At 50.9% G+C, this 11,246-nt stretch carries 10 protein-coding genes; 5 read left to right on the forward strand and 5 right to left on the reverse strand.

Annotated features, from left to right (window positions below; translation table 11 throughout):
- Nucleotides 1-160: 160 nt before the first annotated feature.
- Nucleotides 161-2,599 carry a sulfatase-like hydrolase/transferase gene (locus AB7E14_RS13275; RefSeq protein WP_316962465.1) on the forward strand — a complete coding sequence of 813 codons (2,439 nt, stop codon included), beginning with the start codon at nucleotides 161-163 and terminating at the stop codon, nucleotides 2,597-2,599.
- 156 nt (nucleotides 2,600-2,755) lie between these two features.
- Here the strand turns inward: AB7E14_RS13275 and mnmC are convergent, their stop codons facing one another.
- A complete protein-coding gene (gene mnmC / locus AB7E14_RS13280; protein ID WP_316962466.1) occupies nucleotides 2,756-4,756 on the reverse strand; it encodes a bifunctional tRNA (5-methylaminomethyl-2-thiouridine)(34)-methyltransferase MnmD/FAD-dependent 5-carboxymethylaminomethyl-2-thiouridine(34) oxidoreductase MnmC in 2,001 nt (666 codons plus the stop codon).
- Nucleotides 4,757-4,914: 158 nt separating this feature from the next.
- Here mnmC and fabB point away from each other — a divergent pair, with 158 nt between their 5' ends.
- The gene (gene fabB / locus AB7E14_RS13285; protein WP_044258478.1) at nucleotides 4,915-6,132 is read left to right on the forward strand and encodes a beta-ketoacyl-ACP synthase I; all 1,218 of its coding nucleotides are present in this window, start codon (nucleotides 4,915-4,917) and stop codon (nucleotides 6,130-6,132) included.
- Nucleotides 6,133-6,172: 40 nt separating this feature from the next.
- On the opposite strand, the gene AB7E14_RS13290 is transcribed toward fabB, so the two are convergent.
- The 3 genes from AB7E14_RS13290 to AB7E14_RS13300 all read right to left on the reverse strand — a co-directional run bounded on the left by AB7E14_RS13290 (nucleotide 6,173) and on the right by AB7E14_RS13300 (nucleotide 7,482).
- On the reverse strand, nucleotides 6,173-6,703 hold the full coding sequence (locus AB7E14_RS13290; protein ID WP_316962467.1) for a YbjP/YqhG family protein: 531 nt from the start codon (nucleotides 6,701-6,703) through the stop codon (nucleotides 6,173-6,175).
- 2 nt (nucleotides 6,704-6,705) lie between these two features.
- The gene (locus tag AB7E14_RS13295; protein ID WP_044258479.1) at nucleotides 6,706-7,071 is read right to left on the reverse strand and encodes a hypothetical protein; all 366 of its coding nucleotides are present in this window, start codon (nucleotides 7,069-7,071) and stop codon (nucleotides 6,706-6,708) included.
- A 159-nt stretch (nucleotides 7,072-7,230) separates the two neighbouring features.
- A complete protein-coding gene (locus AB7E14_RS13300) occupies nucleotides 7,231-7,482 on the reverse strand; it encodes a helix-turn-helix domain-containing protein (protein ID WP_044266272.1) in 252 nt (83 codons plus the stop codon).
- 170 nt (nucleotides 7,483-7,652) lie between these two features.
- Between AB7E14_RS13300 and AB7E14_RS13305 the strand changes: the two genes are divergently transcribed.
- Together AB7E14_RS13305 and AB7E14_RS13310 are read left to right on the forward strand one after the other, a co-directional pair.
- Nucleotides 7,653-8,027, forward strand: a complete 375-nt coding sequence (locus AB7E14_RS13305; RefSeq protein ID WP_044258484.1) for a DNA-binding protein — start codon at nucleotides 7,653-7,655, stop codon at nucleotides 8,025-8,027.
- Between the two features lie 176 nt (nucleotides 8,028-8,203).
- Nucleotides 8,204-9,382: an MFS transporter gene (locus tag AB7E14_RS13310; protein WP_058586875.1), complete on the forward strand. Its 1,179-nt coding sequence runs from the start codon at nucleotides 8,204-8,206 to the stop codon at nucleotides 9,380-9,382.
- Here the strand turns inward: AB7E14_RS13310 and flk are convergent.
- Nucleotides 9,379-10,380: a flagella biosynthesis regulator Flk gene (flk, locus tag AB7E14_RS13315; protein ID WP_428169593.1), complete on the reverse strand. Its 1,002-nt coding sequence runs from the start codon at nucleotides 10,378-10,380 to the stop codon at nucleotides 9,379-9,381. The two genes, AB7E14_RS13310 and flk, sit on opposite strands and share 4 nt — an antisense overlap.
- Before the next feature lie 103 nt (nucleotides 10,381-10,483).
- Between flk and AB7E14_RS13320 the strand changes: the two genes are divergently transcribed.
- Nucleotides 10,484-11,246: NAD(P)-dependent oxidoreductase (locus tag AB7E14_RS13320; protein WP_428169592.1), on the forward strand; the 763-nt coding region annotated here is incomplete at its 3' end.

An 11,246-nucleotide genomic window follows, 5' to 3' on the forward strand; every position in this document is an offset into this window, starting at 1 on the left:
TACCGGCATTTTGCTTGTAGGGTATTTTATTGTGTTTTTTTATAAAAACACTTATCTAACATTTATTATGAATAATATACTTACGGGAAACAGTTGATAAATAATTTTCTATGACATCAGTCATTTCCAATGACTGAGATTTAAAAGGATGCAGTTTATTATGGAAATGGGAAATGAGAGTTGGTCTTTTTTAGCAGCCTTGCTTTATTTGTCTGCTTTCTTTTTTTTCTTTAAAAGCCATTGTCGAGGTATCGCCGGTTCGATCATTGCTACCTGTTTTATCCTTATTACAATCATTTTTAGTTTGTTGACAGGTTGCTATTTAGTCGCTAATTGGTTTACGGGTATAGGTTTTGATGATTCTGTATTCTACCATCTTCGATTCGGAGTCGAAGGGGGCGATTTTAGTGATTTTTACTTTTTAATATTTTACTTCTTATTGTCGCAAGCTATTTTTGCAGTTCTTATTATTATCTATTTGAGGTCTTTTCTAAAAAGCAAAAAGACCAAATTCAAAATAGTGTCGGTGGTTGAAGGCGTGATAATGGTGTTATGTGCATTCTTTTGCGCTCCTGCGACCTCAAATTTAATTGCGTATTCTTTAACATCACAATCATCAGGTGATTTTTCTGATTATTTTATAAAGCCGCAAGTCATAGCATCAACTCCCAAACCAAAGAATATCATTTATTTCTATCTGGAAAGTCTGGAAGGGAATTATATGGATGAAAGTCTTTTCCCTGGGTTGCTTCCTGAGTTGCATAAAATTGAAAAGGATAGTGTTACATTTACGAACATTGGTCAAACTATTGGTAGCAGCTGGACAATGGCTGGAATGGTTTCCAGTCAATGTGGTATGCCGTTATTATCTGTGTTCACCAATGATAATTTCCAGATGAATAATTTTATGCCCAATGCTGTATGTTTAGGGGATATTTTAAAATCGAAAGGCTATCACCTGGAGTTTATGGGCGGAGCCGAAACTGAATTCGCAGGAAAGGGGCAGTTTTATAAGGATCATGGTTTTTCTGATGTGAAGGGTAAAAAAGAGTTTGTTGATCAACATGTGGCCAAAGATTACATAAACAACTGGGGGCTGTATGATGATACTCTTTACGAACAATTACTGACGCGCGTTGCTTCTTTGCGGCAGACCCAAACCCCCTGGGGACTCTTTTCGATCAATATCGGAACCCATCAGCCGGAAGGGTATTTAGCACATGAATGTGAGTCTATGAAGTATGGTGATGGCAATGATCATCTGCTGAATGCGGCGCATTGTACCGATTATCTTATTGGTAAAGTGTATCAGTCCTTGAAGAAGGAAGGTCTTCTGGATGATACGTTGCTGGTTTTTGGTTCAGATCATCTCGCTCCAGTAATGGTAAAGACGCTACAGACGTTGAAAAAGAAGGAGCGTCATAATTTGTTGATGATCACTGGTGCGGGTATCAAGCCGACACAAAATCCTCGTCATGGTACAACTCTTGATGTTTCTCCGACCATTCTCAATTATCTGAACTATGGTTCTCACCCTGTAGGGCTTGGCCGTGATTTAAATGGCAATATGGCGACGCTCGCGGAAAACTTCTCGGGGCAAATGTTCCTGGACAAAAAGCTGCTTTCCTGGCGAACGACTATTGATATGGCATTCTGGGGTTACCCTGATATTAATGGCAGCGTTGAAATTGATTCCCATAAAAAGCAAGTTAAGATAGGCGGTAAGTCATTTAAGATCCCTTCTCTTATCCGTTACACTAAAACCGGTAAAATAGAAGATGTTGTCTTTAGCAGCGATAATATCATCTCTGTCGGGAATAACAGCTATCTTCCCGCATTTTTCCTTGTGAACCTTATTAGCAACAATCAAATGTTTTTGTGGATAGATACTTGTCGTGAGTTATCAACACTGAATCCTGAGTTGCGTAGTTTTGGCAATCAGTATTGCTATTACAATGGTTCTCTGGCTTCCGTTCATTCGACATCAGGTCTTATTTCTAAAACACCCATGGCAGTTAAGGTCAACCTGAATGAAGATAATGCTTATTCTTCCTCACGAGCGAATGATTTACGTAATGCGCTGAAGGATAAAAATCTAATGGTCTGGACAGAGACGCTGTTAAAATCTGAAAAAACACATAGTTTTCCGCCTGTTAATATCATGTCCGCCGGACATCATTCACTTATTCAGCCTTCAATACTTGCTAACCGCTTTCTGGAAAGCGATGGTTTGTTTTTGACCCGTTTTACCTATACAAATCTCCCTTCGGTGGGGGTTACCATCTACCCGGAAGTCATTGGAAAACTGGCGGTTTGCGATAAAAAACAGGGGGGAATCTCCCTTTCCCGGATGATTAAAGATGCCTCGCCTGCAAAAGGAAAAACGAATCTGTTTTATGCCATTATGGGTAATGTTGATCCGGAGTGTTCAAAAGGGGTTGCTAACCGCATTGATCTCGATTTGCCTCAGTTCGCTGCATTGACTGCGGAGAAGCCTTATATCGCTATTCTTGATGATAATCTGAGGCCTCTTACTGAGAACGCTGGTCGTCCTGATCAGTCTATAGCCATACAGGTCAAGTTTAATGATGATGAATAACCGCACGAGTCAGCGTAATGCTTGAGCCGTTTACCGCGTAAAGCTACATGATACGCCTGCGTTGACTGCTTTAAGACGAGGCGTATTGATACCTTCTACGCGATATGGTCTGTTCTCGTTGGGTTTAGCTCATCATGCCGGAACTGATTTGATGGGCTACTCAACAGGCCGACCTTTCAGGAGTTTACGGATCCACAGTCGATTCGGGTTCAGTGCAGCCAGTGTCAATTTGTCGAGGGGAAGAGGTTCACTGCTCATTTGGGAAGCCAGAATTTCAGCTGCAAGTGGCCCAGAACAAAGTCCGCGAGCACCCAGGGCACCAATCATATACAGGTCCGGATAATATGGGGCTAAAACGGCATCTTTAGTCTGTTCATTGAGTGTTGCATAGCATGAAAGCGTCGACGCGTAGTCCGGAACGCTTCCTACCATCGGTAAATGATCGCGGGTGGCACAACGCACGCCGCAGCGAGCATCTTTGCCGCTCACATCGACTTCTTTGGCCCAGTCTACTGCCGGGAAGCAGTCAATCAGGCGCTGCCTATTTTGCTGCTGATCGTCTTCCCGATACTGCGTCTCTTCGCTGCCGCGATGGTAGCTGGCGCCGATACAGTGTTGTTGATTCGTCGGATTTTGCGGCGTCAGATAACCGTCATAGCACAGCACCTGACGGATCCCGGAAAGCGCTGGCGTCGACGGAATATGACTGACCTGGCCGGCAACAGCGTAGACGGGTAACGTCTGCGTTTGGGCAAAATGGTTAATCTGATGACCATTGGCCAGCACAACCGCGGCATGTTCTGCGTGACTGCCGTGCGTAAAGTGCAGATCCCAGCCGGAAGCTGAACGGTGAAGAGCTGCCAGAGAGTGTTGGTAATGGCAGCGTAGCCCTTGTTTTTCCGCGAGTTTCAGCACGGCAGCGGTCAGTTGCGCCGGGCACAGCCAACCGCCTTGCGGATAGGTTATGCCACCGCACCCAGTGTCTACCCCGGTAAGTTTTTGTGCCTGGGCGACATCCACCGCGCTTGCCAGTGCAGACGGCAATGCCAGCGACAGCATTTGTTGGATCTTGTGCTGGCTCTTGTCGTCATAGCCAAACTGCGTGACGCCACACCAGTCATGATCAAATTCTACGGGCAGGGCGTCATACAAGCGACGGGCAAAGGTAAATGCCGCCGGGAAGAAAAGGGTGAGCGCCGTGTCGTGCTTGCTGAGCAGGGGATAAAGTGCTCCCTGACGGTTGCCGGATGCGCCCAGGGCGGGGGCGTCATCGGCACAATAGAGTGTCACTTGCCAGCCCCGGCGTAACAACGAAAGCGAAAGCAGTGCACTGGCGATCCCGCCGCCAATGATTGCGACGTCACGTTTTTCGCTTCCCTGACGAGCAAACCACGGCGTTGAGGACGGGATTTTCAGCGTCTGTTCCATGGTTCCGCGCAGCATTTCGCGCTTGCGGCCAAAACCTTTGCATTTCTGCATAGTAAAGCCGGCATCCTGCAAACCACGACGAACAAATCCCGCAGATGTAAAGGTTGCCAGCGTACCGCCAGGACGAGCCAGACGCGCCATGGCGTTAAACAGATTTTGCGTCCACATGTCCGGATTTTTGGCCGGGGCGAAGCCGTCGAGAAACCAGGCGTCAACTTTTTGATTCAGGCTGTCGTCGAGTTGATCGGTGAGTTCATTAATATCGCCAAACCAGAGGTCGAGCGTGACGCGTCCTTCTTCCAGCAGCAGGCGGTGGCAACCCGCCAGCGGCAACGGCCACTGGGCCTGAAGTTGCCCAGCAAATTCGGCCAACTCCGGCCAGTGCTGATGCGCCGCTGTGAGATCGTCACGACTCAACGGAAATTTTTCAAAACTGATGAAATGTAATCTTTGTAGCGTAGCATCGGGCTGAGTGGCGCGAAATGCGGCGAACGCCTGCCAGAGCGTGAGAAAGTTCAGACCCGTGCCGAAGCCGCTCTCAGCCACCACAAACAACGGGCGAGGATGTTCCACAAAGCGTTCAGCGATCCGGTTGCCTCCGAGGAAGACATAGCGCGTCTCTTCCAGACCGTTGTCGTTGGAAAAGTAGACGTCGTCAAAATCTCGGGAAACAGGTGTACCCTCAGCGTTGAATTCGAGGTTGGCGGGTTGTATAGCGTATTGTTTCACGTAAGTTACTCGTCTGACAGGCAGTGTCACGATCTTAGCGATGTGTGCCAGGCGGCGCAAATTTCAGTATAAATTGGCTGATCGGACTTGTTCGGCGTACAAGTGTACGCTATTGTGCCAATCGAAACTTACTATAGTGCGACTGACAGAGGTATTGAATGAAACGTGCAGTGATTACTGGCTTGGGCATTGTTTCCAGCATCGGTAATAACCAGCAGGAAGTCCTGGCATCTCTGCGTGAAGGACGTTCAGGGATCACTTTTTCTGAAGAGTTTAAAGATGCGGGAATGCGCAGCCACGTATGGGGTAACGTCAAACTGGACACCACTGGTTTGATCGACCGTAAAGTGGTGCGTTTCATGAACGATGCCTCTATTTATGCCTATCTCTCCATGCGTGAAGCTATCGCAGACGCTGGTCTGAGCGAAGAGGTTTATCAGAATAACCCGCGCGTTGGCCTGATTGCAGGTTCCGGTGGATCGTCTAAAGCGCAGGTTTTCGGTGCTGACGCCATGCGCAGCCCGCGTGGTCTGAAAGCAGTTGGCCCGTATGTGGTCACCAAAGCGATGGGCTCTGCCGTTTCGGCCTGCCTCGCTACACCGTTTAAAATCCATGGCGTAAACTATTCGATTAGCTCGGCCTGTGCGACGTCTTCTCACTGCATCGGCAATGCGGTTGAACAAATTCAACTGGGTAAACAGGACATCGTATTTGCGGGCGGCGGCGAAGAGCTGGGCTGGGAAATGGCCTGTGAGTTCGACGCGATGGGCGCACTGTCCACCAAATATAACGATCAGCCTGCTAAAGCTTCCCGTACCTATGACGCGCACCGTGATGGTTTTGTTATCGCGGGTGGCGGCGGTATGGTGGTGGTTGAAGAACTGGAACACGCCCTGGCGCGTGGCGCGCATATCTACGCGGAAATCGTGGGCTACGGCGCGACCTCGGATGGCGCGGATATGGTGGCTCCGTCCGGCGAAGGCGCAGTGCGCTGCATGCAGATGGCGATGCACGGTGTAGATACGCCGATCGACTATCTGAACTCCCACGGTACTTCAACGCCGGTGGGCGACGTGAAAGAGCTGGGCGCGATTCGCGAAGTGTTTGGCGATAAGAGTCCTGCGATCTCTGCGACCAAAGCGATGACAGGTCACTCTCTTGGCGCCGCGGGCGTACAGGAAGCAATTTACTCTCTGTTGATGCTGGAGCATGGTTTTATTGCACCGAGCATCAATATCGAAGAGATGGACGAGCAGGCTGCAGGCCTGAACATCGTGACCGAAACTGTCGATTGCGAACTAAACACCGTTATGTCTAACAGCTTCGGTTTCGGCGGTACTAACGCCACGCTGGTGATGCGTAAGCTGAAAGCGTAAGACAATTATTGACGGAAAAGGGAGCCATAAGGCTCCCTTTTTACTTTTTAAGCGGTTCGTATTCCGGCGCAATTTCTGCTGACCACGCCTTGGCACGGGCAATGGCACCGGCGCTGTAAATGGGATGTTCAAACTGGTTTCCGACATCCCTGACACGATAGATTTTCCAGTGTTTTTCTTCCCAACGCGTATAGACCTCCAGTTGAACGGGCGCTATGTTGGCGGGTCCACCCAGTTTGACATCCACTTTTTCGCCGCCGAGGAAGGGACGTGCTTGTCCAACCTGTAACAGTGGGATCCACTCAGGGGCATAATCCTGCACATACATAAAGTAGTCTGAGTCGACGATGTCTTGCTCATAATAGCTATCGATCAACGTCAGGCGATCGATAACCTCTTTAGTAACATAACGTTGCATTACCCCGCGGGTATCTTGAGGCTTATCTGGTGCATCGATAAATGCCGCCATCCACGCGAGATAGAATTGTTTAACGTCTTCTGTGCTGTCGTGCCGGGGCGTGGAGCAACTGCAAAGCAGCAGGACAAGTGCTAAAAAAGAGAAGGCTCTCATCGCTATTTCCTGTAGATGATATAGGCCGGTTTTGCCGCCCGGTAACCAGGGCCTGCCCACATGTCGCGTTGTCTGAAATCTGAGTACCACTCTGAACCGTCGTAAATCGCCATATGACCGCTGGGGTTTCCACCGGAATAGGGTTGAATCACGATGACATCACCCGCCTGAGGAGACTCATAGGCACCAATCGGGACAAAACCGGCGTTTTTTAGCATTGGGCCATAATCCTTGGCGTGGTTAGTGTTGCCAAGTAAGACGCCTCCCGCCAGGATCGCTTTACGGGTAAATTCTGCGCAGCGGCTTTGTGAATGCGCGCCTGCATGAGATTTTGCATAACTCACGGCGGCTGTTTTATCCCAACTCATAATAACCTCTGTTAGTGATACGCGTAATAAATTACGAGAAGCATTAACAATATCTATTCGGTCAGGTGTAACTTTTAATGCTATTTTTATCCGTAAGGTTTTTTTTATTTATTAGTCATTCTCGCGGGTGATTAAATATATCTGAAATATACGCTCATATTATTTTTTAAGGCACTCGGCAGCAGATTCTGTCGGCAGGTTGATATAACGGGTTGGCCAAATTTTTTCTGGCGTGGTTTCCAGCGCGTTAGCGATAATTTGTTCGGCGCGAGGCCAGCTACGAGTAAAGACGTTACGCAGCGAGTCTGGTGATAAACCTGCTGCGCGTGAAAGTTCCCTGAGTGTTATTCCCTTTTTTTCGAGTGCGCTTTTAATATCTGCACGATGCCAGTCTTGGCTTTTTTCTCTCATTCTGTAATCCTACGAAGATGTGTTATCGGCGCCGATATTTTTTACGGTTTTAAATGACTGTGACAAAAGAAGGTGTTTTTCTTTTGTCGGATTATTTTCCCACAATAACCCTGAAATTTCGCGCAAAAAAGAAAATTTATTATTATTTCATTGGGGAAAGGAACGAAACGATGTCTAAAGAATGGCTCACGGTACAGGAATGTATTGGTCTGCCGGGTTTTCCCGGTAGCGTTCCCGCTGTTCGTAGTCGACTCAACATCCTGAGTACGGGTAAAGAAGGCGTTAAGCGCAAACGCAGAAAATCGAAGGCATGGGAATACCATATTTCGATTCTCCCCGTGTATGTTCGTCCTTATGTTGCAGACAGCGACCCGGAATCTGCGCGAAATGATGCCTCGGCCTGGGAAGCGGAACCGAAAGAGATTTGGGATATGATGTTCAGACTCCTGACGCCTGAACAGCAGCAGCAGGTGACTTATCTGTTTGGCACGAAAGGGATTGGAGCGGTCCTTCCTTCGCTTTTCGACAATAATCCCCCGTACTGAGCACACGGTACGGTTTGCGGTTGACAACATTAGTCACTCGCAGGCAGACTTCAGGCCCATCATTATCTTCCGGATAATGCGTAAGCGTTTGACGTTATCCAACGCACCTTAATCCTGACGGTCAGGTGGAGGGGGCGTGGCGTTTCCTCGCCTTACTCTGCATTCTGGAGTAACGCATGACAGCAGTAACCCATAAAGAAAAAACATCTGCAGCGAACACATCGCTTTTTCGTATCGCGTTTGCGGTCTTTTTGACCTACATGACGGTCGGCCTGCCGCTACCCGTCATTCCACTTTTTGTTCATCATGAACTGGGCTATGGCAATACGATGGTCGGTATCGCCGTGGGGATTCAGTTTCTCGCAACCGTCTTAACGCGCGGCTATGCCGGGCGACTTGCCGATCAGTACGGCGCTAAGCGTTCTGCGCTGCAGGGCATGTTTGCCTGCGCGCTGGCGGGCGGCGCGTGGCTACTGGCAGCACTCTTACCCGTTTCTGTACCGATCAAATTCGCGTTATTAATCGTCGGACGGTTGATCCTCGGCTTTGGGGAAAGCCAGTTACTGACCGGCACCCTGACCTGGGGACTGGGTCTGGTGGGGCCGTCACGTTCCGGTAAAGTGATGTCGTGGAACGGGATGGCGATTTACGGCGCGCTGGCGGCAGGGGCGCCGCTGGGTCTGCTGATCCACAGCCATTTGGGGTTTGCGGGTCTTGCGGGCACGACAATGGTGTTACCGCTGCTGGCATGGGCGTTTAACGGAACGGTGCGTAAAGTACCGGCACATGCGGGCGAGCGTCCCTCACTGTGGAGCGTCGTGGGGCTTATCTGGAAACCGGGGCTGGGCCTCGCGCTGCAAGGCGTGGGATTTGCCGTGATCGGCACCTTTATCTCTCTCTATTTCGCCAGCCACGGCTGGGCGATGGCCGGCTTTACACTGACCGCCTTTGGCGGGGCTTTTGTGTTCATGCGCGTGCTGTTTGGCTGGATGCCGGACCGCTTTGGCGGGGTCAGGGTGGCTATCGCTTCTCTGCTGATCGAGACCGTTGGGCTGGTCTTGCTCTGGCTGGCGCCGACGGCCTGGTTTGCGCTACTCGGTGCGGCATTAACCGGAGCCGGCTGTTCGCTGATCTTCCCGGCGCTCGGCGTTGAAGTGGTGAAACGCGTACCGTCACAGGTCCGCGGGACCGCGCTGGGGGGGTATGCCGCATTTCAGGATATCTCTTACGCGGTCACTGGTCCGCTGGCGGGGTTGCTTGCCACGTCCTGTGGCTATCCATCCGTGTTTCTTGCCGGTGCGATTTCAGCGGTGCTGGGGATTGTGGTGACGCTACTGTCGTTTCGCCGGCGCTAGATGACCAGCCAGAAAATCAATAACGCGACCAGCAGGGCGATAAACAGCAGTCCGGGACGCGCGGTGAACGAGCGCAGCGTATCGCTAACCGGTGTAAACGGACTATAAATCGGTTGAATGTGGCGGGGATCGTTTAATTCCCGATCGCGCTCGACGCGGCGCAGGAAGATCTGATTCAGGAGATCCTGCACTTGCGCGGTGGTCAGCACCGTCTGCGGTTGAATTTGCCAGGTCTGCTGGGCGTAATCTTTCAGGTTGAGCAGTTCATCGGCTTCCAGCGGTTGCTTGAGCGCCGCCTGTAGCGATTGCAGGGTAGGGGCGTGTTGCAGACTCAGGGTTTGACGCGCCTGCAGCCAGGTCGCCAGATGGGTGAACTGTTTTGCCGGGATCAGCTCACCGCTTTTCACGCCAGAAAGTTCCAGCATTGATTGCCAGATCAGCTTGCTGGATTCCCCCGTTGCGGCGGCCAGTTTGGTAACCAGTTGATTTAACGTATTGTGTTCGGCTGGCAGTAGCGGGCGATCGGTCGCCGGGCGCTGCTGCGGCTGCGGGATCGACAACTGTCCCTGCTGTAAAAGCGTCAGCACGTTCTTAAGCTGTTCCGGTTTGAGTTGACTGAGCGCCGTTTGTCCGTACTGCTGACGAATAAAATCGCTGACCGCCTGGCGGTTATTTCCCTGAGTCAGTAATTCTGTCCACTGTGAAAGCACCTGGCGGTTGGCATGATTTTGTTGGGCCACACCGAGGCGCTGGTTGAGATTTTGTTCCGCTGCAGGGAAATGGCGCGACAGCAGTGGAGTATCGCTTTTTACGCCGAGATCGTGCTTCATACCTGCCCACACTTCCGCACTTTGCTGTTGCGTCAGTGAAATCAGGCGCGTTATCAGGCGTTCCAGTACGGTCCGCTGTTGCGTGGAGAGCGGTTGTTCGCCCGCCGTGGAAACCGCAGGTTGCCCTTCACCGGGAGGGCGTGCGGGAGTACCGGAAATGGGTTGCATCATCACTTATCCTTAAACCATCAATCTTAGCAAAGTATGCCTGGCGGCCAGATTATGGCACACTTGCCCGGTTAACTCTCGTTCTCAAACAGGTACGACAGACGTGAAAATTCTCGTTGATGAAAATATGCCTTATGCCCGCGAATTGTTTAGTCGTCTGGGTGAGGTCAAAGCGGTTCCCGGACGTCCCATCCCTGTCGCTGAGCTGGATGATGCCGATGCGTTAATGGTGCGTTCGGTCACCAAAGTGAACGCGTCGCTGCTGGAAGGGAAAGCCATCAAGTTTGTGGGTACCGCAACTGCGGGTACCGACCATGTGGATGAGGACTGGCTCAGGCAGGCGGGCATCGGATTTTCAGCGGCACCAGGCTGTAACGCCATTGCGGTGGTGGAATATGTGTTCTCCGCGCTACTGATGCTGGCAGAACGTGACGGATTCGCGCTGCGCGATCGTACAGTCGGGATTGTCGGTGTAGGTAACGTCGGTGGACGCCTGCAGGCGCGACTGGAAGCGCTGGGGATCCGCACGCTGTTATGCGATCCACCCCGTGCGGATCGCGGGGACGAGGGCGACTTCCGCTCGCTTGATGAACTGGTTCAGGAAGCGGATGTCCTGACATTCCACACGCCGCTGTTTAAAGAAGGGCCTTACAAAACGCTGCATCTGGCCGATGATGCGCTGATTTCTCGTCTGAAACCGGGCTCTATTCTGATTAATGCCTGTCGTGGCGCCGTGGTGGATAACGCCGCGTTGCTGGCGCGTCTTAACGCCGGACAGGATCTGAGTGTGGTTCTGGATGTCTGGGAAGGCGAGCCGGATCTGAATGTCGACCTGTTGAACACGATCGATATCGGCACCGCGCACA

Source organism: Citrobacter sp. (genome assembly GCF_050252275.1).
Classification (GTDB): Bacteria; Pseudomonadota; Gammaproteobacteria; order Enterobacterales; family Enterobacteriaceae; genus Citrobacter_A; species Citrobacter_A amalonaticus.

Bases quoted from the DNA above. Each gene is read 5' to 3' on its own strand.
- AB7E14_RS13275 (WP_316962465.1), top strand. From the start codon at position 161: ATGGAAATGGGAAATGAGAGTTGGTCTTTTTTAGCAGCCTTGCTTTAT.
- fabB (WP_044258478.1), top strand. From the start codon at position 4,915: ATGAAACGTGCAGTGATTACTGGCTTGGGCATTGTTTCCAGCATCGGT.
- AB7E14_RS13290 (WP_316962467.1), bottom strand. From the start codon at position 6,703: ATGAGAGCCTTCTCTTTTTTAGCACTTGTCCTGCTGCTTTGCAGTTGC.
- AB7E14_RS13295 (WP_044258479.1), bottom strand. From the start codon at position 7,071: ATGAGTTGGGATAAAACAGCCGCCGTGAGTTATGCAAAATCTCATGCA.
- AB7E14_RS13300 (WP_044266272.1), bottom strand. From the start codon at position 7,482: ATGAGAGAAAAAAGCCAAGACTGGCATCGTGCAGATATTAAAAGCGCA.
- AB7E14_RS13305 (WP_044258484.1), top strand. From the start codon at position 7,653: ATGTCTAAAGAATGGCTCACGGTACAGGAATGTATTGGTCTGCCGGGT.
- AB7E14_RS13310 (WP_058586875.1), top strand. From the start codon at position 8,204: ATGACAGCAGTAACCCATAAAGAAAAAACATCTGCAGCGAACACATCG.
- flk (WP_428169593.1), bottom strand. From the start codon at position 10,380: ATGCAACCCATTTCCGGTACTCCCGCACGCCCTCCCGGTGAAGGGCAA.